Here is a 24,087-nt window from a genome sequence, read left to right on the forward strand (position 1 = left end):
CGGCGTAGTTGCACGCGGCCGTGATGTTGGCGACCGGGTCGTAGCTGTCCGTCGACGTGCCGGACACGTGGTACGCCTGGAAGGTCGGGTCGATGCCAGCCACTCGGCTCCCAGCCCGGGAAACGTGTCCCCGCGCCGCGCGGCGAACCCCCGCGAGCGCAGCAGTTCGCGTACCTCGTCAGCGCGCTCCAACCGCAGCAGCACGAACGGTCCTGCGGCCGATTCCACGGCCCGCACCTCACTGAACTCCGCCAGACCGGCCAGCAGATGAGCCCGGTCCACCGTGATCCGGTCCGCCGCGTCCGCCGCCTCGACCAGTGCCCGCGGCTCCATGCAGGCCTCGGCGGCCGCGAGTGCCGGCGAGGACACCGGCCACAGCGGCTGCGCCTCCTGGAGCAGGGCGATCGTCCCGGGCTCGGCCGTCACGTAGCCGATCCGCAGGCCCGCAAGGCCCCACGTCTTGGTCAGGCTCCGCAGCACGACGAGGCCGGGGACGTCCTGCCGCGCGCACAGCGCCTCCCGTTCGCCGGGGACGACGTCCATGAACGCCTCGTCGACCACCAGCGTCCGACCGGGCCGCGCCAGTCGCTCCAGCACCGCCGCGGGATGCAGCACGGAGGTCGGGTTGGTCGGGTTGCCGACCACCACCAGGTCCGCGTCCTCGGGCACCGCCGCCGGATCGAGCCGGAAGCCGTCCTCCGGCCGCAGCACCACCCGTCCGACGTCGTGCCCCGCCGCGCGCAGGGCCGCCTCGGGCTCGGTGAACTGCGGATGGACGACGACCGGCCGGCGCGCCGGAAGGGCCCGCGCGATGAGCACGAACGCCTCGGCCGCCCCCGCGGTGAGCAGCACCCGTTCCCCGGGTATCCCGTGCCGTGCGGCCACCGCCGTCCGGGCCTGCCGCCCGTCCGGGTACGCGGCCAGCGAACCCAGCGACGCGGCGATCCGCTCGCGCAGCCAGTCCGGGGGCGTACCGGTCCGTACGTTCACGGCGAGGTCGGTCAGATCCAGACCGCGTATCTCCGCGTCGCCGTGGTGCCGCAGGTCGGGCCCGGCGCTGTCTACGTGCTTCGTGGGGGGCAGCATGGCAGCCATGGTGGACGGCCGGGAGCCATCCGTCGATGCCCGGGTTCCGGACATCGGGTTCCGGCGTGCCACCGCGCAGGTCGCCGACGCCGACTTCTGCTTGGGAACCAGCAGTTCACCGGCGTTCATGAGAGCGGCGGCCTCGGCCACCGACCCGGTGGCCACGGCGGCACGCGTCGCGGCCGACGGGTTCGGCACCCGGACCTCCGCGAGCGCCTTCGCGGAGTACGACCGCACCGGCACGCCCAGCAGCTCCGCCGCACCCGCGACACCCGGCCGGTCCGCCCTGGTGTCGAGCGTCGCGAGCTCGACCACGTCACCGGGCAGGAGCCCCGCCGTCTCCAGCGTCGCGCGGATCAGCCCGAGCACCTCGTCGGCGGAGGCACCCCGGCGGGCACCGACACCCACGACGAGCGCGGACCTGTTCATGGAAACGTCCTTCCGTGGGACACGGGTAAGGGGGGCCTGAGGTGCGGGAGGCGGGGTCAATCCGCTAGCAAGGGCCCATGGCGGTATTCGTCGCGCTCGGCGCGTTCCTGATGACCCTGGCGGGCGGCTGGGTCGCGCAGCGCGTCAGCGACCGCCGCCACCTCGTGCTCGGCCTGGCCGGCGGGCTGATGCTGGGAGTCGTCGGCCTCGATCTGCTGCCCGAGGCGCTGGAGGCCGCGACCGGGGTGGTCTTCGGCGTCCCCGCGGCCCTGCTGCTCTTCGTGGGCGGCTTCCTGACGGCCCATCTCGTCGAGCGATCGCTGGCCGTACGCCAGGCGGCACACGGGGCGGGCGAGGAACGGGTGCCGCAGGTCGGGCTGACGGCGGCGGCCGCGATGGTGGGCCACAGCCTGATGGACGGCGTCGCCCTCGGCGCCGCCTTCCAGATCGGAGGCGGCATGGGGGCCGCCGTCGCGCTCGCCGTCATCACCCACGACTTCGCCGACGGATTCAACACGTACACGATCACCAGCCTCTACGGGAACGCCCGCCGCAAGGCGCTCCTGATGCTGTACGCGGACGCGCTGGCCCCGATCGTGGGGGCGGCGACCACCCTGCTGTTCACCCTTCCGGAGGAACTGCTCGGCTGCTATCTCGGCTTCTTCGGCGGGGCGCTGCTCTACCTCGCCGCCGCCGAGATCCTTCCCGAGGCGCACCACGACCACCCGGCCCGCTCCACGCTGCTGTGCACCGTGGCCGGTGTGGGCTTCATCTGGCTGGTGGTCGGCATCGCGGAGTGACGTCACCCCCGGCACCGCTCCACGAAGCGCCGGGCCACCCCGGGCTCGGCAGCCCAGTGCGTGTGCAGATAGCTCGCGTGCACCCCCCGCTCCACGAAGCCCTCGACTCGCCGCTCCGGCTGGTGCAGGCCCCAGGCGGGGTTCGTACCGGCGCCGGGCTCCAGCACCGTGCGGTGGAACTCGTGGCCCCGCATCCGGGTCCCGGCCACGGCCAGCACGCTGTCGGACAGCGCCACCGCCTGCCGGTAGCCCAGCGTCAGCCTCTCGGACATCCGGGCCGAGGCGTCCAGCACCCCGCACATGGGACGCCCGTCCAGCTCGCGGGCGAGATAGAGCAGCCCCGCGCACTCCGCCGCCACCGGCGCGCCGGACCGGGCGAGTCCGGTCACCGCCCGGCGCAGCGGCTCGTTCGCCGAGAGCTCCGGTGCGTACATCTCGGGGAAGCCGCCCCCGACGACCAGCCCCGCGGTGCCCGCGGGCAGCTTCTCGTCGTGCAACGGGTCGAAGACGACCACGTCCGCGCCCGCCGCCGTGAGCAGCTCGGCGTGCTCCGCGTACGCGAACGTGAACGCGGCCCCGCCCGCCACGGCCACCACCGGCCGGGTGGGCGGGGCGGGACACCGCTCCGGCTCCCACGCCTCGCCGGGCAGGGCGGGCGCCGAACGCGCCAGCGACATCAGGGCGTCCAGATCGCAGCCGTCGCGCACCCGCTCACCCATCGCCCGTACGGCGTCGAGCGCGTCGGCCTGCCGCTCGGCCACCGGGACCAGGCCCAGATGGCGCGAGGGTGTGGCCACCTGCGGCGCACGCCGCAGCACACCGAGCACCGGCAGGCCGGACTCGTCGAGGGCCTCCCGCAGCAGGGCCTCGTGGCGGTCGGACGCGACCTTGTTCAGGATCACCCCGCCGATGCGTACCTCCGGGTCCCAGGAGGCGAAGCCGTGGACCAGGGCCGCGACCGAACGCGACTGCGAGGAGGCGTCGACCACCAGCACCACGGGAGCCCGGAGCAGCTTGGACACCTGGGCGGTCGAGGCGAGTTCACCCTGACCCGAGGCCCCGTCGTACAGCCCCATCACCCCTTCGACGACGGCCAGGTCGCAGCCGGCCGCCCCGTGGGTGAAGAGCGGGGCGACCAGACCGGGCCCGCACATGTAGGCGTCCAGGTTGCGCCCCGGACGGCCGGTGGCCAGCGAGTGGTAGCCCGGATCTATGTAGTCGGGCCCCACCTTGTGCGGGGAGACCGCCAGGCCGCGCCCGGCGAAGGCCGCCATCAGGCCGGTGGCGACCGTGGTCTTGCCGCTGCCCGAGGCGGGCGCGGCCACGACCAGACGGGGGACGCTCACCACTCGATGCCTCGCTGGCCCTTCTGCCCCGCGTCCATGGGGTGCTTGACCTTCGACATGTCGGTCACCAGGTCCGCGGCGTCGATCAGCTTCTGCGGAGCGTTGCGCCCCGTGATCACCACGTGCTGCGTCCCGGGACGGTCGCGCATCACCTCGACGACCTCGTCGGTGTCGATCCAGCCCCAGTGCATCGGATAGGCGAACTCGTCGAGCACGTAGAGCTTGTACGTCTCGGCCGCGAGGTCACGCTTGACCTGCTCCCAGCCCTCGCGCGCCTTGGCCTCGTTGTCGGAGTTGTCGCCGTGCAGGCCCCGCTGGACCCAGGACCACCCCTCGCCCATCTTGTGCCAGTCGACGCTGCCGCCCTCGCCGCTCGCGCCCAGCACCTTCAGCGCGTTCTCCTCGCCGACCTTCCACTTCGCCGACTTCACGAACTGGAACACCCCGACCGGCCAGCCCTGGTTCCACGCCCGCAGCGCCAGCCCGAAGGCCGCCGTCGACTTGCCCTTGCCGACGCCCGTGTGGACGAACAGCAGCGGACGGTTTCGGCGCTGACGTGTCGTCAGCCCGTCGTCCGGTACCGATACCGGCTGTCCCTGTGGCATTACGCGGCCCTCCCGGCAGCAGTGATGTCCTTGACCAGCCCGGCGATCGAGTCGGCGCGCAACTCGTCGAGCGTGACCGCGCTGCCTCCCAGATCCCGGGCGAGCTGTGCGGCGAGACCGAGGCGTACGAACCCCGACTCGCAGTCCACGACGACCGACGCGGTGCCCTGCGAGGCGTGCAGCCGCCCGGCCCGCGCCGCCAGCGCCACCGGATCGACGCCCCCGGTCGCCCGGCCGTCCGTCACCACGACGAGCAGCGGCCGCCGCGACGGATCACGCAGCCGCTCCACCCGCAGCACGTCGTGCGCCCTCAGCAGCCCGGCGGCCAGCGGGGTGCGCCCGCCGGTCGGCAGCGACTCCAGCCGCGCCGCCGCCGCGTCCACCGACGAGGTCGGCGGCAGCGCCACCTCGGCGTCCCTGCCCCGGAAGGTGACGAGGCCGACCTTGTCCCGGCGCTGGTAGGCGTCCAGCAGCAGCGACATCACCGCGCCCTTCACCGCGCCCATCCGCTGCCTGGCCGCCATCGAGCCGGAGGCGTCGACGACGAACAGCACGAGATTGCCCTCGCGCCCCTCCCGCGTCGCCTGCCGCAGATCGTCACGCCGCACGACGAGGCCCCGCCCCGACCGTCCGCGAGCCCGCTGGTGCGGAGCGGCCGCCTGCACCGTCGCCGCCAGATGAAGCTTCGTCAGCGCGCCCTCGGGCCGCCGCGACCCGGTCGTCCGCCCGTGCTCGGTACGCGCCCGGGACCGCCGCCCGGCCGCGCCCTCGCCCAGCCCGGGCACGCTCAGCACCTTCGTACGGAACGGCTCGCCCGCCCGCACCGGCCGCCGCTCCCCGGCTCCGCCACCCGGTGCGGGCGCGTCGCCGCTCCCCGGCTCCTCGCCGCCGGCCGGGTCGGATCCGCCGTCGTCGGGGCCGCCCGTGTCCGTACCGCCGTCGGGGCCGCCGTCCTGCGGAGGCACACCGCCGCCGGGGCCGTCCGGGTCCGGCTCCGGGTCGTCGTCGCCCCCGCCCTCGTCGTCCCGCGCGTCCTGGAGCGCGTCGTCCAGCTTGTCCTCGTCCAGCCCCGGCGCGTCGAACGGATTGCGCCGGCGGCGGTGGGGGAGCGCCAGAAGCGCGGCCTGCCGCACGTCGTCGGCCACGACCTCCTCACGCCCCGCCCAGGCGGCCAGCGCGGTCGCGGTACGGGCCATGACGATGTCGGCGCGCATCCCGTCCACCTCGAACGCCGCGCACGTCGCCGCGATCTGACGCAGCACGCCGTCACCGAGCACCACCCGGGGGAGCAGGGCACGGGCGGCCACGATCCGCTCCCGCAGCGCGGCCTCCTCGTCGGCCCACCGGGCGGCGAACCCGACCGGGTCGTCGTCGTAGGCGAGCCTGCGCCGTACGACCTCGACGCGCAGGTCCGTCTCGCGCGACGCGGCCACCTCGACGGTCAGCCCGAAGCGGTCGAGCAACTGAGGGCGGAGCTCGCCCTCCTCGGGGTTCATCGTCCCGACCAGCAGGAAACGCGCCGCGTGCCGGACGGACACGCCCTCGCGCTCGACGTACGAGGCGCCCATGGCCGCCGCGTCGAGCAGCAGGTCCACCAGGTGGTCGTGGAGGAGGTTGACCTCGTCCACGTACAGGATCCCGCGGTGCGCGTCGGCGAGCAGCCCGGGCTCGAACGCCTTCACCCCCTCGGAGAGGGCCCGTTCGATGTCGAGCGCGCCGACGAGCCGGTCCTCCGACGCGCCGACCGGCAGCTCCACGGTCCGCGCCGGACGCGACACACCCGTCCCCGCCTCGTGCGGGCCGTCCGGACACGCCGGATCGGGTGCCCCCGGGTCGCACGAGAACCGGCACCCCGCGACCACGGGAACGTGCGGCACGAGCGCGGCCAGCGCCCGCACCGCGGTCGACTTCGCGGTGCCCTTCTCGCCCCGGACCAGCACCCCGCCCACGGCGGGACTGACGGCGTTGAGCAGCAGCCCGAGCCGTAGATCGTCCTGCCCGACGATGGCGGTGAAGGGATACGGGGTACTCACAGGGCCTCCTCGGTGGCGTGTACTTCGGTTCCGGCGTCCGGCGGGGCCGGGGCGTCCTCGGTGCCGTGCGGCCCGGTCACCGGGGCCGGGGCGTCCTCGGCGCGCCGCGGCGCGGGAGCGGACGCGGGCGCTCCCGGCGGCACGAAGGGCAGCCCCGCCGGAGCCCCCTCCTCGATCAGCCGCCACAACGCGTCCGTGTCCGCGTGCTCCTCGACCAGGTCCCCGAGCCGGTCGAGCTGCTCCTCCCGCAGCGCCGCGAAACTCGTGTCGGGCGCGGCGGTGAACCGCCGCCCGGCCGCCCGCGCGACCTCGCCCAGGAACGCCCGCCGGAAGCCGTCGCTCTCCAGCGAGCCGTGCCAGTGCGTCCCCCACACCGAGCCCACCCGGCAGCCGTCCAGGAAGGGTTCGCCGCCGTGCACCTCGGCGACCCCGTGATGGATCTCGTACCCCTCCACCGGCTCCCCGAGCGCCGTCCCGACGGGCCGGCCCAGCACCTTCTCCCGGCCGAAGCGGACGCGCACCGGCAGCAGCCCGAGCCCGTCCACCAGCCCCGCCCGGGACTCCACGTCGTCCTCGACGCGCTCGCCCAGCACCTGGAACCCGCCGCAGATTCCCAGCACCGGACGCCCCTCGGCGGCCCGCCGCAGCAGGGCGTCCGCCAGCCCGCGTTCCCGCAGCCAGGCCAGCGCCTTCACGGTGCCCCGCGTGCCGGGCACGACCACCAGGTCCGCGTCGGCGAGCTCCTCCGCCCGGTCCACGAACCGCACCACCACACCGGGCTCCGCGGCGAGCGCGTCCACATCGGTGAAGTTGGACATCAGCGGTACCGCGCACACCGCGACCCGCAGCACGTCCTCGCCGTGCGGGGGCGCCACCACCGACTCCCGTACGGTGCCGCGCATCGAGACCCGCAGCCCGTCCTCCTCGTCGATGCCCAGCCCGTGGGCGTACGGGAGCACACCGTAGCTCCGCCGTCCCGTGAGCCCGTGCAGCATGTCGAGGCCGGGCTCCAGCAGCGACACGTCCCCGCGGAACTTGTTGACGAGGTACCCGGCGACGAGCGACTGGTCCTCGGCGCTCAGCAGCGCCGTCGTACCGAAGAACGAGGCGAACACACCGCCCCGGTCGATGTCGCCCACCACCAGCACGGGGAAGCGCGCGGCCCGCGCGATGCCCATGTTCACTATGTCCGTACGCCGCAGGTTGATCTCGGCCGGACTGCCCGCCCCCTCGCAGATCACGGCGTCGTACGTACCCCGAAGCTGCTCAAGGCAGTCCACGACCGTGCCCAGCAGCGCCTCCTGACGCCCGCCGTGGTAGCCGCGGGCGCTCATCTCGCCGACCGGCCTGCCCATCAGGACCACCTGGCTCGACCGGTCGCTCCCGGGCTTGAGCAGCACCGGGTTCATCAGCGCCGACGGCTCCACCCGGGCGGCCTGTGCCTGCATCGCCTGGGCGCGGCCGATCTCCGCCCCCTCACGGGTGACGAACGAGTTCAGCGACATGTTCTGCGCCTTGAACGGCGCGACCTTCACCCCCCGGCGCACCAGCCACCGGCAGATCCCGGCCGTGACCACGCTCTTGCCCGCGTCCGACGTGGTGCCGGCGACCAGCAGCCCGCCGCTCATCTTCCCCTCCGTCCCATGGCCAGCCGCCCCGCCGCACACACGCCGAGGGCCAGCACACTCACCCGGCGCGACAGCCGCACCGCGCGTTCGATGTCGGTGACCCGCACGTCCCGGCCGGCCTCCCCGTTGAGTACCGGCCGGTGCTCGACCCGGCCGGCGTAGGCGAGGGTCCCGCCCAGCCGTACGCCGAGCGCCCCCGCGAAGGCGGCCTCCACCGGGCCCGCGTTGGGGCTCGGGTGCCTGTCCGCGTCGGCACGCCAGGCCCGGACGGCCTCGCGCGGGCGGCCCCCGGCGGCCACCGCGAGCGCCGCGGTGAGGCGGGCCCCCGGCCAGCCGGCCAGGTCGTCGAGCCGGGCCGACGCCCAGCCGTAGCGCCGGTTGCGGGCCGACCTGTGTCCCACCATGGCGTCGAGCGTGTTGACGGCCCGGAAGCCGACCAGCCCCGGCACCCCGCCGAGCGCGCCCCACACCAGGGCCCCCACCACGGCGTCGGAGGTGTTCTCGGCCACGGACTCCACCACCGCGCGGGCGATCTGAGGTCCGTCCAGCGCCTGTGGATCGCGGCCGCAGAGATGCGGCAGCCGCTCGCGGGCCAGCTCGACGTCCCCGGCGGCCAGGGCGCCGCCGATGGCGCGCGCCTCGCGGCCCAGCGACGTACCCCCGACGACGGACCAGGTGGCGGCGGCGGTCAGCGCCACGGCCGCGGCGGGGCGGTGGCGTACGGCGCGGGCGGCCAGCGCGGCGGCGCCCGTGGCACCCCCGGCGCAGACGAGCGCGTGCAGGGCGCCCCGGCCCCGGTGGTCGCGCCACAGCACGCTCTCGGCCACCGCGGCGGCTCGCCCGAAGGCGGCGACGGGGTGGCCCCGGCGGGGATCACCGAGCAGCAGGTCGCCGATCAGGCCGGCGGCGGCACCGTACGCGAAGATGCGGTCGGCTCGCACGGATCAGCAGGCCGTCGCGCCTCGAAGGGACCTCGTCACGGGTGGTGCGGGAAGGGACGCACGGCGGCCGGGCATGGCAGATGTCCTCACTCAGGGTCCGCGCCCTGGTTCGACGTGACCGGCGACGAGAGTCTCCTGGCTTCCGGATCCGCAGGTCCTCCGGCCTTCCAGCCCGCGGTCGCGGGCCGTGACTTCCGTGTGGAGGACTGCTCCCCGGTGACAGTGGCGGGACCGCGCCGGATTCGCACCGGCTTCCTCTCCTGTCGCCGTAATGGCCCGGGCAGTCCACCACGCTCTGCGAACGCCCGTCAACCTGCCGTTGACCTGCGAGGCTTCGGCGTGCCCGGACGCACACCGGGCCGGACACACGCACGGTGTGTCCGGCCCGGTGTCACGCACCGAGGAGGTTCAGGCGACGATCAGGTAGATCCCGTACGCGACCGCCACCGCGCACAGCGCGAAGCAGGCGTAGGCACCGGCGCGCGCCGGAGCGTGGGGACCGCCACCGCCCTGAGCCGTCGGCACCTGCCTGGCCAGGCCCAGGATGCCGAGGGTGAAGAGGCCGACGAGTGCGACGGTGATCACGAGGCTGACGCCGAAGACGGACGCGAGAGCTGCCCAGTCGATGTTCATACGGATCTGTCCTTACACCGTGGCCGGTCGGGCCGGGTCGGTCTGGGGGTCGGCCGGGGCGGGGATGGTGGCCTTGAGGTCCGGGACCAGCGTGCCGGCGGGCGGCGGGCTGACCGCCGCGATCGCGGTGGTCACGACGCCCGCGGGCTCGTTGACGTTGGTGTGGTCGACCGGCTTGCGGCGCGACAGCAGCCAGATGGCACCGGAGCCGGCGACGAGCACGACGGCCACCACGGCGACGCCCCAGGGGCCCTGCTTGGTGAGGAACTCCGCCCCGGCGCCGACCAGGCCGGCGGCCGGCAGCGTCAGGCCCCAGGCGATGAACATCCGGGTGGCGGTGGACCAGCGGACCACGCCTCCCTTGCGTCCGAGGCCTGCGCCCATCACCGCACCGGAGCAGGACTGCGTGGTGGAGAGGGAGAAGCCGAGGTGCGAGGAGGCCAGGATGACCGTGGCCGCGCTGGTCTGGGCCGCGAAGCCCTGCGGCGGCCGGAGCTCGGTGAGGCCGCTGCCCATGGTGCGGATGATGCGCCAGCCGCCGAGGTAGGTGCCCAGGGCGATCGCGACACCGGCGGAGGCGATGACCCAGACCGGCGGGTTCGAACCGGGGGCGAGGACGCCGCCGGTGACCAGGGCCAGGGTGATGATGCCCATGGTCTTCTGCGCGTCGTTGGTGCCGTGGGCGAGCGAGACGAGACCGGCCGAGGCGATCTGGCCGGCGCGGTAGCCCTTGGCGGTCGACTTCAGCTGCGCCTCGTCGGTGATCTTCCGGTTGAGGCGGTACGTCAGCTTCGTGGCCAGGAGCGCGGCCACGCCGGCGACGAGCGGCGCGGCGATCGCGGGCAGCAGGACCTTCGTGACGACGGTGCCGCCGTCGATGGAGGACCAGCCCGCCGACATCACCGCTGCGCCGATGAGGCCGCCGAAGAGCGCGTGCGACGAGCTGGAGGGCAGGCCGACCAGCCAGGTCAGCAGATTCCACAGGATGGCGCCGACGAGCGCGGCGAAGATGACCTCGGTTCTGAGGCCGTCCTCGTTGATGATCCCGCCGGAGATCGTCTTGGCGACCTCCACCGACAGGAACGCGCCGACGAGGTTGAGAACGGCGGACATGGCCACCGCTGTCTTGGGCTTGAGTGCGCCGGTCGAGATGGTGGTGGCCATCGCGTTGGCGGTGTCGTGGAAACCGTTCGTGAAATCGAACACGAGAGCTGTCACGATCACGATCGCGAGCAGCAGCGTGATGTGTTCCATTTACCCAGGCAATCGTTCGACGTCAGTGGCACGTGGAACGTAAGCAACCTGGGTGAACGGAAGATGAACTGGGCAGGGCGGCATGGTGACCCCAACCGTTCGCGGCGATTCCGCTTGTGTGCGCGACGGGTAGGCCGGACCGCCGTCGCCGGTGCGGGGACCGGCCCCTCCCGGTGCGAATGGTCCGCTTCCGCGCCGATTCGCCCCGACGGGAGACATGGCTCACGTGTGCCCGCGGAGGCGAACGGGACACCCTCCCTGCCCCTGCCGGGGGCGAGGGGGCGACCCCTAGGATCTCCGCATGAGCGACGGCGATCAGAGCGAGATCCAACAGGCGTGGGACGGTGTCGTCGCGACGGCCCGCAGGACGGCGGCGGAAGGGCTGGTCGTCGGCACCTCAGGCAACGTCTCGGCCCGGGTCGGCGGAATCGTCCTGGTCACCCCCAGCGGAGTGCCCTACGACCGGCTGGGCCCGGGGGACACGGTGGGCGTCGACCTCGAAGGCCGCCAGGTGCTGGGAGAACTCGTCCCGACCAGCGAGCTCCCCCTCCACCTCGCCGTCTACCGGGGGAGCTCCGCGAAGGCCGTCGTCCACACCCACGCCGTGCACGCCACCGCCGTCTCCACCCTCGTCCCCGAGGTACCGCTCGTCCACTACGCCGCGGCCCTGCTCGGCGGCCCCGTCCGCACCGCCGCCTACGCCCGCTACGGAAGCCAGGAGCTCGCCGACAACATGGTGGACGCCCTGCGCGACCGCACGGGCTGCCTGCTGCAGAACCACGGAACCGTCACCTACGGGGACACCCTCGACGAGGCCTACGACCGCACCGCGCAGCTCGAATGGATGTGCAGGCTCTGGCTCGCCGCGAGCTCCGTGCCCGGCCTCAGCCCCAACCTGCTCTCCCACGCCCAGCTCCACGACGTCCAGGACGCCCTGAAGGGCTACGGCCAGCCGGGCTGAGCCCCGCCCCCGCACCGTACGGACGCCGCCCGCTGGCAGCCCGTGCCCAGGCCCGGGACACTGGAGCCGTGCGCCCGGCAACAGCAGCGGCAGCGGCCGCCACCACGATCCTCGGAGTCGGCGCGGCAGCGGTCGCCGCCGGCCGGTACGCGAGCGACGCAGCCCTCGGGGCGCCGTCGCCACCGCGTCCGTTCCCCGCCGACCGCCGTATGACCGTCCACGCCACCGAGGCCGGACAGGTCACGCTGACCCGCTCCTTCGCCGCCCTGCGCCCCGGCGTGTACGGACTGACCGCCCGCGACGTCCACGCGGTCGTCGGCCCGGTCGTCGAGCAGGCCGCCCACGACTCGGCCGACACCGTCGTACGGCGGCTCGAGCGCGTGAACCTCGGCAGTCTGAAGCCGGGCTCCAGGGTCCGCCTCACCCCCGAGATCCACCGCGGCGACCCGCTCGCCGCCCTCGGCCTGGCGTACAAGGAGGTCGAGGTCCCCGGAGAACTCGGCGCCCTGCCGGCCTGGTTCGTTCCCGGCGCCCGCGACACCTGGGTCATCACCGTGCACGGCCTCGGCACCACCAGGGAGCACCCGCTGAACGTGCTGGAGTTCCTGCACGCCCAGCAGCTCCCGGTGCTCGACCTGGCCTACCGCGGCGACCCCGGTGCCCCGCGCTCCCCGGACGGCCTCGCCCACCTCGGCGAATCCGAATGGCGCGACCTCGACGCGGCCATCCGCCACGCCGTGCGCTACGGCGCCGAGAACGTCATCCTCCACGGCTGGTCGTCCGGTGCCTCGATGGCCCTGCACGCGGCCGTGAACTCCGCCCTCCGCGACCGTATCCGCGGCCTCGTCCTCGACTCCCCGGTCCTGGACTGGAAGACCACGCTGCGCGCCCTGGCGGCCGCGCGGGGCGTCCCCGGCGCGCTGCTGCCGCTCGCAGTCCGGGCGGCCCAGGGCCAGACCGGGCTGCACGGCGCCCCGCTCCTGGACACCTCGGTGCCCTCGGCCCTGCACGTCCCCACCCTCGTCCTCCACGGCCCCGACGACACCGTCGCCCCTTGGCAGCCGTCCCGGGAGCTCGCGGCCCGCCGTCCCGACCTGGTCACCCTGCACTCCGTACCGCAGGCTCCGCATGGGGCGATGTGGAACGCCGACCCGGCCGGGTACGAGGAGGCGCTCCGGCGTTTCCTCACGCCCCTGATGTGAGCTGATGGGCCGGAACGGCCCGGTTGGTGACACCGCCTGAGGGCTCCCCGAACCCCGGTCGTGCGGCTTCCGTTTGGGCTTTCGGCCCGTCAGAGGCAAGACTGCTCCCCGTGACGTCCCGTACCCCGCGCGACTCCAGGCTGCGACTTGTCCGCCCGCGACCCCAGGCCACCGCCCGCAAGGCCGTGACGACCCGGCGCACCAGGCCGGCCCCCCGCCCACCCGAGGGCACCCCGCCCCCCGCGGAACTGGCGCGGCAGGCCCGGGCCGTACTCGCCGACGCCGTACGGATCGCGCGCTGGGCCGCGGACGGTGCGAACCCGGCAGCGGCACCGCTCGCCACCGGTGCCCTCGAAGAGGCCTCGGCCGCGCTGGAACTCCCCCGGGACCGGGTGCGGACCGGATGGGACCGGGCCAGGCTGGCCGGGCTCATCGAGTTCCACGGCGACACCGCGCGCCCCGGCTGGCGGCTGCGCGCCTGGGACCGTGACGACTCCGCCGTGCTGCGCGGCTGGGTCGCCCTCTTCGACGCCTGGTCGCTCGTCCACGCCTCGCCCGAGGGCATCGAGGCCACCGCGGTGGCGGAGGCCGTCGAAGCCGTGCCCCAGGTGCTCTCGCTCCTCCAGCTCTCGGCCGGCCCCGTCACCGTGCCCGCGCTCCTGGACCTGCTGGGCCAGCGCGTCGCGGAACTCCACGACGAGCGGTGCGAGGTGCCGTACGGACCGCGTGAGCAGCCCGCTCCCACCGACGGGCCGTCCGCCGACCTGAACGCCCTGCTGCTCGACTGGGCGCTGGAGGGCCTCGCCTCCGTCGGCGCCCTCACCCTGGGCACCGGCCACGCCACCCTCACCCCGCTGGGCAACTGGGCGGTCTGGGTCAAGCTGGAGCAGATCTGCGTCGCCGCCCAGAGCCCGGCCGGCAACATCGAGCAGCCGGCGGCCGACATGCTGCTCGGCTGCGCGCGGCTCACCCCGGGACCGGCCCGCGCCGAGTACCGCGCCTGGCTCGCCGCCCGGCCGGTGGGCAGCGCCGTCGCCGAACTCCTGGCCGTGGCCCGCGGGGAGGACGCCCTGCTGCGCGGCCTCGCCTTCGAGGCGCTGCGCGTCGTCGGGGCCCCGGCCGAGCCCGTCGTCCGCTCCGTCCTCACCGAGGTACCGCTGCGCCCGTACGCGCTGCTCTGGCTCGCCGAGTACGAGGGCACCGACCCCGACGACGCCCAGGACGTCCTCACCCGCGAGGAGGCCACCTGGCTCTGGGTCGACACGGCCGCCGCCGTCGCCGACCACGGCGAGACGGGGCTGCTGGTCCGCCACCTCGACTCCGCGGTCCAGGGCACGGTCCCGGCGCTGCTGGACGAGGTACGGGCCGTGGGACACCCGCGCACCGTCCAGGTGCTGGTCGCGCTGGCGGCGGCGCACCCGGACCCCGCCCTCGCCAAGGCGGTGCGCCGAGCGGCGTTCCAGGTGCACACCGGCGGGGTGTGACGGCACCGGCCCCGGGGGCGGTCAGCCGGCGGACCCGGGGGAGTAGGTCCCGAAGCTCCAGATGTTGCCCTCCGGGTCACGCGCCATGTAGTCCCGCGAGCCGTAGGACTGGTCGGTGGGAGGCATGAGGATCTCCACGCCGTGCTCGACGGCCCTCGCGTGGTGGTCGTCCACCTCCTCCAGGACGACGTAGACCGCCGCGGGACCCGCGCCGGCCATCGCCTTGGCGAAGGCGCCCTCCCCGCCCCTGGAGCCGAGCATCACCCTGCCGTTCCCGCAGGACAGCTCGGCATGGAGCACGCTGCCGTCGTCCGCCTCGTACACCACCTCCTCGGTGAACCCCAGGGCCTGGGTGAGCACCCGGACAGCGGCCTTCGCGTCGTCGTACAGAAGTGTCGGAAAGACCGTCGGGACGCCGTCCGTGTGTGCCATAGCGCTCGCCCTCTTCCTGTTCGTGCGCACCGTTGCGGTGTGATCCGCGTCTCAGTCTTGCACCGGCCACCGACAACGCCGACCGGGGAGCGTCCCCCGTGCCGGTCGCCGGACCCCGGCGTACGGGTCCGGCGACCCGCGCGCGGAGACCGCCGCCCCTGAATCACCGGACGGCGTGCCGGTGGGACACCGTGCGGGGCCGGGAACACGCGGAGAAGCAGGTGGACACCGCCAGTAGACTGGGTCCCATGGCAATTCTCCTTGTGCATTAGACGGCGTCGAGTCGTGAACCCGCTGTCCCTCCGCCGTCCATACCGCCCTGGAGTATTTCCGTGATCACCGCCTCCGGCATCGAGCTGCGTGCCGGCGCCCGCATCCTCATCGAGTCCGCCTCGTTCCGTATCGCCAAGGGCGACCGCATCGGTCTGGTCGGCCGCAACGGCGCGGGCAAGACCACCCTCACCAAGTGCCTGGCGGGGGAGGGGACGCCGGCCGGCGGAACCATCACGAGCAGCGGCGAGGTCGGCTACCTCCCGCAGGACCCGCGCACCGGCGACCTCGAGATCCTCGCCCGTGACCGCATCCTCTCGGCCCGCGGACTCGACGAGATCCTCCGCAAGATGCGGGAGAACGAGCAGCGGATGTCGACCGGCCAGGGCGCCACACGCGAGAAGGCGATGAAGCGGTACGAGCGCCTGGAGACGGAGTTCCTCACCAAGGGCGGATACGCCGCCGAGGCCGAGGCCGCCACCATCGCCGCCGCGCTCAGCCTGCCCGACCGGGTCCTCGGCCAGCCCCTGCACACGCTCTCCGGCGGTCAGCGCCGCCGCGTGGAGCTCGCCCGCATCCTCTTCTCGGACGCCGACACCCTGCTCCTCGACGAGCCCACCAACCACCTGGACGCGGACTCGATCGTCTGGCTGCGCGACTACCTCAAGAGCTACCGCGGCGGCTTCATCGTGATCTCCCACGACGTGGAGCTCGTCGAGACGGTGGTCAACAAGGTCTTCTACCTCGACGCCAACCGCGCGCAGATCGACATCTACAACATGGGCTGGAAGCTCTACCAGCAGCAGCGCGAGGCCGACGAGAAGCGCCGCAAGCGCGAGCGGCAGAACGCCGAGAAGAAGGCCGCGACCCTCAACGCGCAGGCCGACAAGATGCGCGCGAAGGCGACCAAGACCGTCGCCGCCCAGAACATGGCCAAGCGCGCCGACCGGCTGCTCTCGGGTCTGGACGCCGTGCGGGTCTCCGACAAGGTCGCCAAGCTGCGCTTCCCCGACCCCTCCCCGTGCGGCAAGACCCCGCTGATGGCGGAGGGCCTGTCGAAGTCGTACGGCTCGCTGGAGATCTTCACCGATGTCGACCTCGCCATCGACAAGGGCTCCCGGGTCGTCATCCTCGGCCTCAACGGTGCGGGCAAGACCACCCTGCTCCGTCTGCTCGGCGGTGCCGAGAAGGCCGACACCGGTGAGATCATCCAGGGCCACGGCCTCAAGCTCGGCTACTACGCGCAGGAGCACGAGACGCTCGACCCGGAGCGCACGGTCCTGGAGAACATGCGCTCCGCGGCGCCCGACCTCGACCTCGTCGCGGTCCGCAAGACACTCGGTTCGTTCCTGTTCTCCGGGGACGACGTCGACAAGCCCGCAGGAGTGCTCTCCGGCGGTGAGAAGACCAGGCTCGCCCTCGCGACCCTGGTCGTCTCGTCCGCCAACGTGCTGCTGCTCGACGAGCCCACGAACAACCTCGACCCGGCCAGCCGCGAGGAGATCCTCGGGGCCCTGCGCACCTACAAGGGCGCCGTCGTCCTCGTCACCCACGACGAGGGCGCGGTCGAGGCGCTCCAGCCGGAGCGGATCATCCTGCTGCCCGACGGGGTCGAGGACCTCTGGGGTGCCGACTACAGGGACCTGGTCGCCCTCGCCTGAGGGGCGCCGAGGGTGGTGCCTGAACCCTCCGCGGAGTCCGGTGATCCAGCGCGCATCGATCATTCGGCCCATCGGTGATCCATCATCTGGGTGAGCGGGTCTCGTACCCCGGCGCGGCACCCGGCAGATAGCTGCCGGGTGCACTGATTTTCGGCCATCCGCTCCGTACGGCCCTGACCTGGCCGTTCTTCGTGACGCCCGCGCCGATAAGCGCCACAGCCCGCTGGAATGTCGAATTCCGCATGTGTCGTCCCGCTTCGGGGCGAGGAATCCGGCGTACGTACCTTGCCGAATGGGTGGCCAGGAAGGGCGGGAGGGGTGATCATGAGAGTCCAGAGCGCACTTCCTTGAGGAGGCACGGGTGGCCGAGACTCTGAAGAAGGGCAGCCGGGTAACCGGCGCCGCGCGTGACAAGCTCGCGGCAGACCTGAAGAAGAAGTACGACTCCGGTGCGAGCATCCGGGCGCTGGCCGAGGAAACCGGCCGCTCCTACGGGTTCGTCCACCGGATGCTCAGTGAGTCCGGGGTCACGCTGCGGGGACGCGGCGGAGCGACTCGCGGCAAGAAGGCCGCCTCGGCCTGACGGCGGGCGGCGGTCAGGGGCGGCCCAGGCCGGCCCCGGAGCTCACCGGAACAACGGGTGCCACCCGGCCGACCGAGAGGCCGTCCGGGTGGTTACTGTTCAGTTACTTGCCAGTAAGTGCTGACTGCACCCGATCCGGAGGCGCTCCATGACCTCGCTCGACTCTGTGCTCGACAAGGACGGCGTACGGCTCACCGTCGATGACGCGGTTGCCACGGTGTCGCTCACCAATCCGGCCAAGCGCAACGCTCAGTCTCCCGCTCTGTGGCGGGCGTTGGCAGAGGCCGGACGGGCGCTCCCCGGCAGTGTGCGGGTCGTCGTGCTCCGCGGGGAGGGCAAGTCCTTCTCCGCGGGTCTCGACCGGCAGGCATTCACCCCCGAGGGATTCGACGGCGAGCCGTCGTTCCTCGACATGGCGCGCGGGCCGGAGGCCGGTCTCGACGCGACCATCGCCGAGTACCAGGAGGCTTTCACCTGGTGGCGCCGCAACGACATCGTGTCGATCGCGGCCGTGCGGGGACACGCCATCGGCGCGGGATTCCAGCTCGCTCTCGCCTGCGATCTGCGGATCGTGGCCGACGACGTGCAGTTCGCCATGCGCGAGACCAGCCTGGGTCTCGTCCCCGACCTCACGGGCTCCCACCCCCTGGTGCACCTCGTGGGATACGCGCGCGCCCTCGAAATCTGCGCCACGGGCCGCTTCGTCCACGCGGAGGAGGCCGAGCGGACGGGGCTCGCCAACCTCGTGGTCCCCGCCGACCAGCTCGACGCGGCGGCGCACGATCTCTCCGCCGCACTGCTCGCCGCCCCGCGCGACGCGGTCATCGAGACCAAGGCGCTGCTCGCCGGTGCCGTCTCGCGCACGTACGAGGAGCAGCGCGTCGCCGAGCGGGCCGCCCAGGGCCGCCGGCTGCGCGACATCGCCGGCATCTCGGACTGAACGACGTACCTGGCTGCCCCCACCCGCCGGCGGGGGCAGCCTCAGTTCCGGTCCACGACAGCCGTGACCAGCACGGAGACCGCCGGGTCGCCCTCCACGGCCGCTGACACGGCTCCGCGCACCGCCCGTGCGACGTCGAGCGCCCTGTGGTCACCCGCGGTGGAAAGCTCGACCCGTACGTGCCCGGCCTCCTTCTGCACCGGACTGCCCAGCACCCGCGTCAGCGAGACGACACCGGGCACCCCCGCGGCAGCCGCCCCCGCCGGCCCGTCGGGCTCCGCCGCGTGGTGTTCGTCCGCCGTCCGCGCCGCCGGTCCGGGTTCCTCCTCCAGCAGGCCCGTCACCCGCAGGTCCACCTCGTCGACGACCAGTCCGAGCCGCCGGGACGCGGCCGTCAGCAGCGCCTCACGCAAGGCGTCCGCGGTGGCGGTCAGCGGCCGCCGGGCCGTCGCCGAGAATCCGGCCTCGATCCGCAGGGGCCCGTGCGGCAGGGCACTGGGCGGGCCGGGCACCGGGTCCCCCGGCGGTGTGCCGTCGGTGTCCGGCGTGTCCCCCGGGGCGATCCTGAGCACCCCCAGCACCGCGCCGGAACCGGTCGAGGCGTCCCGGAGCACCGCAGCCGCCGCTCGTTCGGCGATCCAGGCCCCGTCCGCGGGGCCGCCCAGAGGGAGCAACCGGCCCAGGCCGAGCCGTTGGCGTACCGCGGCGGTCCATCCGTCGGCCCTGTGCGGGCTGTCAGCCGTTGTCATTGCTCCACCCTGCCCCATCCACGGCGCGGGACCGGGTAAGCGCACTTACTGTGGGCAACGGAAGTTCACCCCCCGTCCCGAAGGGAACAGCGGCGATGACCGAGACCCCACAGCGGAACCGGCCCGACAGCCCCGGCAGCACGTCCGGCGGGGACGACGGCAGGCAGAGCCAGTTGACCAAGCGCGGCGGCGGAGCCCCCGCCACCCGTGGCCGCACCACCATCGCCGACGGCGTGGTCGAGAAGATCGCCGGACTGGCGGCCAGGGACGTGGTCGGAGTCCACGCGATGGGCAGCGGCCTCTCCCGTACCTTCGGCGCGGTGCGTGACCGCGTCCCCGGCGGCAAGTCGGTCAGCCGCGGCGTCAAGGCCGAGGTCGGCGAGTCGCAGACCGCGCTCGACCTGGAGATCGTCGTCGACTACGGCGTGGCGATCAGCGAGGTGGCCCGCGACGTACGGGAGAACGTCATCGCGGCGGTCGAGCGGATGACCGGACTCGAGGTCGTCGAGGTCAACATCGCGGTCAGCGACGTCAAGCTGCCGGACGAGGAGGACGAGGACGAACCCGAGCCACGACTCCAGTAGCACTCCCGCGCGGCAGTTGAGGAGCACACGATGAGCATGGCTGTGGTCGGCCTGGTGGCCGGCATGGCGCTCGGATTCGCCGGATACTTCGGTGGCTTCGGAGCCTTTCTACTGGTGGCGGCCCTGGGCGCGGTCGGCTTCGTCGCCGGTCGCTTCCTGGACGGCGACCTGGAACCCGGCGACTTCTTCCGTAGTCGCGAGCGCGGCGACGGGCGACGGTGACGGCGGTGACGGGCCCGGTCGCCGCCGCCGGGCGGGGAGAGACCCGGATCGCCGACCGGGTCGTCGCGAAGATCGCCGCACAGGCGGCGAAGGAGGCCGTCGACGAGCGGCCCACGGGCGCCGCCGCGCCGCGTGCCACCGTCACCGTGCACCGCGAGACCGCCCGGGTACGGGTCAGCCTCGACCTCGGCTACCCCGGCGACATCGGCCGTCAGTGCGGTGCGGTGCGTCGTCGCGTGGCGGAGCGGGTAAGAGCACTGGCGGGGATGGAGGTGCCCGAAGTGGCGGTGCAGGTCGAACGGCTGCATCTGTCAGGGGCAGGCACCGCACCGGAGGGGAGCATCCGATGAGCGAGCCCCAGGACCCGGAGAACAGCACGCAGCGCCTGCCCACGGTCGAGTCCGGGCGGGACGGCGGTGTGCTCGCGATGGACCAGTCCACCTCGGGTTCGACCTACGAGGCCGCCCCCGAGCCGGACCGGCCGCGCGGTCGCGCCCGCCGCTTCCGGGCCCAGCGCAGGATCCCCGCGGCTCTGGTGGCCCTGGTCGTCCTCGGCGGTTCCGGCATCCTGCTCTACGACATCGCGGCGGTACGCGCGGACCACCCGGCCATGCGGTGGCGGCGTACGGTCGCCGACGACCTGGCGAGCCGTCACCTCGACGACGTGTGGGTGCTGGCCGGCTCCGCACTCGCCGCCGCCCTGGGCCTCTGGCTTCTCCTCCTGGCGTTCACCCCCGGCCTCCGCGGCCTCCTGCCGATGCGCCGCGAGCACGCCGGTGTCCGGGCCGCGCTTGACCGGAGGGCCGCCGCCCTCGTGCTCCGCGACCGGGCGATGCAGGTGGCCGGCGTCCAGTCCGTGCGGGTCAGGATGGGGCGGCGCAAGGCGGCCGTGCGGGCCCTGTCGCACTTCCGTGAACTCGACGACGTCAGGGCCGACCTGGACGCCGCCCTGGGCGAGGCCATCGGTGAGCTGGGCCTGGCGCGGCAGCCCGGCCTCTCCGTCCACGTCCGCCGGCCGACGAAGAAGGGGTGAAGCACGTGATCCGAAAAGCCAACCGGACCCTGATCGGCCTGACCGGGCTCGTCCTCCTCGTCGTCGGCGGCGCCGTCCTCGCCACGGGGCTCGGCCTGTCCATGCCGTCCTGGTGGCCCTACGACGGCACGAGCGACGTGCTGCTCAGCAGGGGCGACCGCTACCGGTGGCGGGACCAGGGCTGGTGGTGGCCCACCGTCATCGCGGTCCTCGCCGTCCTGGTGGTCCTCGCGCTCTGGTGGCTGCTGGCCCAACTGCGCCGCGGGCGCCTCACCGAGGTGCTGGTCGACAGCGGCGACGGCGAGGGCGCCCTGCTGCGGGGCAGGGCTCTGGAGGGCGTCCTCGGCGGCGAGGCGGCCGCCCTGGACGGGGTGTCCGACGCCAAGGTCACGCTGACCGGCCGGCGGACCGCCCCCCGGGCCCGGCTCAAGCTGCTGATGGAGCCGCACGCGGCGCCGGCGACGACGCTGCGGGGCGTCTCCGAGGGAGCCCTGGCCCACGCCCGTGGCTCCGCCGGGCTGGACCAACTGCCCGCCGAGGTCCGCCTGAAGGCGGTCAAACACCGTGCGGAGCGGGTGAACTGACGGACCCCGGCGCGGGAGCGGGCCGGAGCCCGCTCCCGCGCCGGGGTGCTCAGAAGCCGTGCCGCGCGCCGCCGTCGACCGGCACCATGATGCCCGTCAGGTAGGAGGCGGCGGGGGAGAGCAGGAAGGCCGAGGTCTTCCCGAACTCCTCCGGGGTGCCGTACCGGCGCAGCGGGATGCGTGCCTCGTTCGCCGTACGGGATGCCTCCGCGTCGCCGGACAGGGCGTCGAGCTCGCGGACCCGGTCGGTGTCGATCCGGGACGGCAGTACGCCGACGACCCGGATGCCCCGCGGGCCCAGCTCGTCGGCCAGGGACTTGGCGAAGCCGGCGAGGCCCGGCCGGAGCCCGTTGGAGATGGTCAGGCCGGCGATCGGCTCGTGCACCGATCCGGACAGCACGAAACCGATGACACCGCCCTCGCCGAGCGCCTCCGCCGCGGTGCGGGCCAGGCGCACGGCACCGAGGAAGACCGACTCGAAGGCGGTCTGCCACTGGTCGTCCGTGTTGTCGGCGAGGAAGCCGGGCGCGGGGCCGCCGACGCTGATGAGAATGCCGTCCAGCCTGCCGAAGCGTTCCTTCGCGGTGTCCACCAGGCGGCGGGCTGCGTCGGGTTCGGCGTTGTCGGCGGCGATCCCGACCACGTCGGGGCCCAGTTCGGCGGCCGCCTCGGTGACGCTCCTCTCCTCCCGGCCGGTGATGACCACCTTCGCGCCGTCGGCGGCCAGCGCCCGCGCGGTGGCGTTGCCCAGCCCCCGGGTCGCGCCGGTGACGATGTACACACGGTCCTTCAGTCCAAGATCCATGCGCCTATCCTGCCGCGTCCTCGCGCGCCAGGTCGACCGCGCTGTTGACCAGGCCGACGTGGCTGAACGCCTGCGGGTAGTTGCCGAGCTGCCGCCGGGCCACCGGGTCGTACTCCTCGGCCAGCAGTCCCACGTCGTTGCGCAGCTCCAGCAGCCGCTCGAACAGCGCCTCGCTCTCCTCCCTGCGGCCCGTCCGCAGCAGGGCGTCGACCAGCCAGAACGAACAGGCGAGGAAGGCACCCTCGTCGCCGGGCAGACCGTCCACCGACCCGCCCTCGGTGCTGTAGCGGCGGATCAGACCGTCGTGGGCGAGCTCGTCGCGTACGGCGTCGACCGTCCCGGTCACCCGCGGGTCGTCGAGCGGCAGGAACCCGGCGCGCACGATGAGCAGCGTCGAGGCGTCCAGCTCCCGGGAGCCGTAGTACTGGGTGAAGGTGTTGCGTACGGGGTCGTAGCCCTTCTCGCAGACCTCCGCGTGCACGGCGTCCCGCATCGCGCGCCAGCGGTCGGCGTCGCCGGGCAGCTCCGGGTTCTCCTCCAGGCTCCGCACCGCGCGGTCGGCCGCGACCCACGCCATGACCTTGGAGTGCACGAAGTGGCGGCGCTGCCCTCGGATCTCCCACAGGCCCTCGTCCGGCTCGCGCCAGGTGGACTCCAGGAAGCCGAGCAGGCTGAGCTGGAGGTTCCAGGCGTGCGGCTTGTCGTCGAGCCCGGCCGTGCGGGCCAGCCGGAGCGAGTCGATGACCTCGCCGTAGACGTCGAGCTGTCGCTGCCGCACGGCCGCGTTGCCCGTGCGGACCGGCTGGGACCCCTCGTAGCCGCTGAGCCACGGCAGCTCCGCCTCGGGGAGTCTGCGCTCGCCCGCGAGCCCGTACATGATCTGCAGGTCCGCGGGGTCGCCGGCGACGGCCCGCAGCAGCCAGTCCCGCCAGGCCGCCGCCTCCTCCACGTACCCGCCCGCGATCATGGCGCCCAGGGTGAGGGTGGAGTCCCGCAGCCAGCAGTAGCGGTAGTCCCAGTTCCGTACGCCGCCGATCTCCTCCGGCAGCGAGGTGGTGAGGGCTGCCACCATCCCGCCGGTGGGGGCGTAGGTGAGCGCCTTCAGGGTGATCAGCGAGCGGAGCACCGCCTCCCGGTGCCTGCCCTGGTAGGTGCACTTCGCCGACCACTTCGCCCAGTCCGAGAGCGTGTGCTTCAGCGACTTGTGAGGATCGATCAGCTTGGGGCGGGCCGAGTGCGAGGGGTGCCAGGTCAGTACGAACGCCACCGACTCGCCCTCGGCGACCGTGAACGAGGAGCAGGTGCTGAACTGCTGGCCCCAGGTCTTGACCGGCGGCTCGCTGCGCAGCCAGACGGAGTCGGGGCCCGCCACGGCGACCCGGTGGCCGTGGGAGCGGCGCATCCAGGGCACCACGGAGCCGAAGTCGAAGCGCAGCCGCAGGACCGAGCTCATGTCGACGGTGCCGCTGACGCCCTCGACGATGCGCATCACGTCGGGCGCCTTGTCGCGCTGGGGCATGAAGTCGATGACCTTGACGGTCCCGGTCCTGGTCTCCCAGTAGGTCTCCAGGACCAGCGAGTCGTCCACGTAGGCGCGCCGGGTGCAGGTGTCCGTGCTGTCGGTGCCCTGGGGAGCGATCCGCCAGTGGCCGTTGTCCTCGTCGCCGAGCAGGGCCGCGAAACAGGCGCCGGAGTCGAAGCGGGGCAGGCACAACCAGTCGACAGAACCGTTCCTGCCCACCAGGGCGGCCGTCTGGAGATCGCCGATGATGGCGTAGTCCTCGATACGTGGGGTCACGCTCTGCCGTCTTCCCGAACCTGG

24 protein-coding genes and 1 riboswitch are annotated in these 24,087 nt (G+C 73.5%); of the genes, 12 read left to right on the top strand and 12 right to left on the bottom strand.

Going from position 1 to position 24,087, the window contains the following annotated elements:
* Positions 1-1,515 (bottom strand): Rv2231c family pyridoxal phosphate-dependent protein CobC (cobC, locus tag AB0I83_RS29275; protein WP_363306796.1); only part of this gene is annotated, 1,515 nt, incomplete at its 3' end.
* A 77-nt stretch (positions 1,516-1,592) separates the two neighbouring features.
* Here cobC and AB0I83_RS29280 point away from each other — a divergent pair.
* Positions 1,593-2,315: a ZIP family metal transporter gene (locus AB0I83_RS29280; RefSeq protein ID WP_356536253.1), complete on the top strand. Its 723-nt coding sequence runs from the start codon at positions 1,593-1,595 to the stop codon at positions 2,313-2,315.
* Between the two features lie 2 nt (positions 2,316-2,317).
* Here AB0I83_RS29280 and AB0I83_RS29285 read toward each other — a convergent pair whose 3' ends face one another.
* The 7 genes from AB0I83_RS29285 to AB0I83_RS29315 all read right to left on the bottom strand — a co-directional run bounded on the left by AB0I83_RS29285 (position 2,318) and on the right by AB0I83_RS29315 (position 10,755).
* Positions 2,318-3,664, bottom strand: a complete 1,347-nt coding sequence (locus AB0I83_RS29285; protein WP_356536252.1) for a cobyrinate a,c-diamide synthase — start codon at positions 3,662-3,664, stop codon at positions 2,318-2,320.
* On the bottom strand, positions 3,658-4,266 hold the full coding sequence (gene cobO / locus AB0I83_RS29290; protein WP_356536251.1) for a cob(I)yrinic acid a,c-diamide adenosyltransferase: 609 nt from the start codon (positions 4,264-4,266) through the stop codon (positions 3,658-3,660). The genes AB0I83_RS29285 and cobO overlap by 7 nt, the downstream gene beginning before the upstream one ends.
* A complete protein-coding gene (locus AB0I83_RS29295) occupies positions 4,266-6,299 on the bottom strand; it encodes a putative cobaltochelatase (RefSeq protein WP_363306797.1) in 2,034 nt (677 codons plus the stop codon). Before AB0I83_RS29295 ends, cobO begins: the two co-directional genes overlap by 1 nt.
* Positions 6,296-7,927, bottom strand: coding sequence for a cobyric acid synthase (locus AB0I83_RS29300; RefSeq protein ID WP_363306798.1), 1,632 nt, complete (start codon positions 7,925-7,927; stop codon positions 6,296-6,298). The genes AB0I83_RS29295 and AB0I83_RS29300 overlap by 4 nt, the downstream gene beginning before the upstream one ends.
* Positions 7,924-8,868 carry a cobalamin biosynthesis protein gene (locus AB0I83_RS29305; RefSeq protein ID WP_363306799.1) on the bottom strand — a complete coding sequence of 315 codons (945 nt, stop codon included), beginning with the start codon at positions 8,866-8,868 and terminating at the stop codon, positions 7,924-7,926. Before AB0I83_RS29305 ends, AB0I83_RS29300 begins: the two co-directional genes overlap by 4 nt.
* 128 nt (positions 8,869-8,996) lie before the next feature.
* Positions 8,997-9,127, bottom strand: a riboswitch (cobalamin riboswitch).
* A gap of 149 nt (positions 9,128-9,276) precedes the next feature.
* A complete protein-coding gene (locus AB0I83_RS29310; RefSeq protein ID WP_356536247.1) occupies positions 9,277-9,501 on the bottom strand; it encodes a hypothetical protein in 225 nt (74 codons plus the stop codon).
* A gap of 12 nt (positions 9,502-9,513) precedes the next feature.
* Positions 9,514-10,755 carry an inorganic phosphate transporter gene (locus AB0I83_RS29315; protein ID WP_356536246.1) on the bottom strand — a complete coding sequence of 414 codons (1,242 nt, stop codon included), beginning with the start codon at positions 10,753-10,755 and terminating at the stop codon, positions 9,514-9,516.
* Between the two features lie 301 nt (positions 10,756-11,056).
* On the opposite strand from AB0I83_RS29315, the gene AB0I83_RS29320 reads away from it, so the two are divergent.
* The 3 genes from AB0I83_RS29320 (at position 11,057) to AB0I83_RS29330 (ending at position 14,402) form a co-directional block, all read left to right on the top strand.
* A complete protein-coding gene (locus tag AB0I83_RS29320; protein WP_363306800.1) occupies positions 11,057-11,716 on the top strand; it encodes a class II aldolase/adducin family protein in 660 nt (219 codons plus the stop codon).
* A gap of 68 nt (positions 11,717-11,784) precedes the next feature.
* Positions 11,785-12,918, top strand: a complete 1,134-nt coding sequence (locus AB0I83_RS29325) for a hypothetical protein (protein WP_363306801.1) — start codon at positions 11,785-11,787, stop codon at positions 12,916-12,918.
* A 185-nt stretch (positions 12,919-13,103) separates the two neighbouring features.
* The gene (locus AB0I83_RS29330) at positions 13,104-14,402 is read left to right on the top strand and encodes a hypothetical protein (RefSeq protein ID WP_356536256.1); all 1,299 of its coding nucleotides are present in this window, start codon (positions 13,104-13,106) and stop codon (positions 14,400-14,402) included.
* Positions 14,403-14,423: 21 nt separating this feature from the next.
* On the opposite strand, the gene AB0I83_RS29335 is transcribed toward AB0I83_RS29330, so the two are convergent.
* Positions 14,424-14,834, bottom strand: a complete 411-nt coding sequence (locus tag AB0I83_RS29335; protein ID WP_356843710.1) for a VOC family protein — start codon at positions 14,832-14,834, stop codon at positions 14,424-14,426.
* A 332-nt stretch (positions 14,835-15,166) separates the two neighbouring features.
* Between AB0I83_RS29335 and AB0I83_RS29340 the strand changes: the two genes are divergently transcribed.
* From AB0I83_RS29340 to AB0I83_RS29350, 3 genes are all read left to right on the top strand, one after another.
* Positions 15,167-16,765: an ABC-F family ATP-binding cassette domain-containing protein gene (locus tag AB0I83_RS29340; protein ID WP_356536242.1), complete on the top strand. Its 1,599-nt coding sequence runs from the start codon at positions 15,167-15,169 to the stop codon at positions 16,763-16,765.
* A gap of 361 nt (positions 16,766-17,126) precedes the next feature.
* Positions 17,127-17,348 carry a helix-turn-helix domain-containing protein gene (locus AB0I83_RS29345; RefSeq protein ID WP_006123601.1) on the top strand — a complete coding sequence of 74 codons (222 nt, stop codon included), beginning with the start codon at positions 17,127-17,129 and terminating at the stop codon, positions 17,346-17,348.
* Between the two features lie 148 nt (positions 17,349-17,496).
* The gene (locus AB0I83_RS29350) at positions 17,497-18,288 is read left to right on the top strand and encodes an enoyl-CoA hydratase/isomerase family protein (protein WP_356536241.1); all 792 of its coding nucleotides are present in this window, start codon (positions 17,497-17,499) and stop codon (positions 18,286-18,288) included.
* A 41-nt stretch (positions 18,289-18,329) separates the two neighbouring features.
* Here the strand turns inward: AB0I83_RS29350 and AB0I83_RS29355 are convergent, their stop codons facing one another.
* Entirely contained in the window at positions 18,330-19,037 is a 708-nt protein-coding gene (locus tag AB0I83_RS29355) for a hypothetical protein (protein ID WP_363306802.1), read from the bottom strand.
* Positions 19,038-19,132: 95 nt separating this feature from the next.
* On the opposite strand from AB0I83_RS29355, the gene AB0I83_RS29360 reads away from it, so the two are divergent.
* The 5 genes from AB0I83_RS29360 to amaP are packed head-to-tail and all read left to right on the top strand — an operon-like array spanning position 19,133 to position 21,460.
* Positions 19,133-19,621, top strand: a complete 489-nt coding sequence (locus tag AB0I83_RS29360; protein ID WP_356536239.1) for an Asp23/Gls24 family envelope stress response protein — start codon at positions 19,133-19,135, stop codon at positions 19,619-19,621.
* 30 nt (positions 19,622-19,651) lie between these two features.
* Positions 19,652-19,843, top strand: coding sequence for a hypothetical protein (locus AB0I83_RS29365; RefSeq protein ID WP_356536238.1), 192 nt, complete (start codon positions 19,652-19,654; stop codon positions 19,841-19,843).
* Positions 19,840-20,193, top strand: coding sequence for a hypothetical protein (locus AB0I83_RS29370; RefSeq protein WP_356843707.1), 354 nt, complete (start codon positions 19,840-19,842; stop codon positions 20,191-20,193). The genes AB0I83_RS29365 and AB0I83_RS29370 overlap by 4 nt, the downstream gene beginning before the upstream one ends.
* On the top strand, positions 20,190-20,876 hold the full coding sequence (locus tag AB0I83_RS29375; protein WP_356843706.1) for a DUF6286 domain-containing protein: 687 nt from the start codon (positions 20,190-20,192) through the stop codon (positions 20,874-20,876). Before AB0I83_RS29370 ends, AB0I83_RS29375 begins: the two co-directional genes overlap by 4 nt.
* Positions 20,877-20,881: 5 nt before the next feature.
* Positions 20,882-21,460: an alkaline shock response membrane anchor protein AmaP gene (amaP, locus tag AB0I83_RS29380; protein ID WP_363306803.1), complete on the top strand. Its 579-nt coding sequence runs from the start codon at positions 20,882-20,884 to the stop codon at positions 21,458-21,460.
* Positions 21,461-21,509: 49 nt separating this feature from the next.
* On the opposite strand, the gene AB0I83_RS29385 is transcribed toward amaP, so the two are convergent.
* Positions 21,510-22,265, bottom strand: a complete 756-nt coding sequence (locus AB0I83_RS29385) for an SDR family oxidoreductase (protein WP_363306804.1) — start codon at positions 22,263-22,265, stop codon at positions 21,510-21,512.
* Between the two features lie 4 nt (positions 22,266-22,269).
* A complete protein-coding gene (locus AB0I83_RS29390; RefSeq protein ID WP_363306805.1) occupies positions 22,270-24,063 on the bottom strand; it encodes a glycoside hydrolase family 15 protein in 1,794 nt (597 codons plus the stop codon).
* Between the last annotated feature and the right edge of the window lie 24 nt (positions 24,064-24,087).

The sequence above is a fragment of the Streptomyces sp. NPDC049970 genome, from assembly GCF_040660235.1.
Taxonomy (GTDB): Bacteria; Actinomycetota; Actinomycetes; order Streptomycetales; family Streptomycetaceae; genus Streptomyces.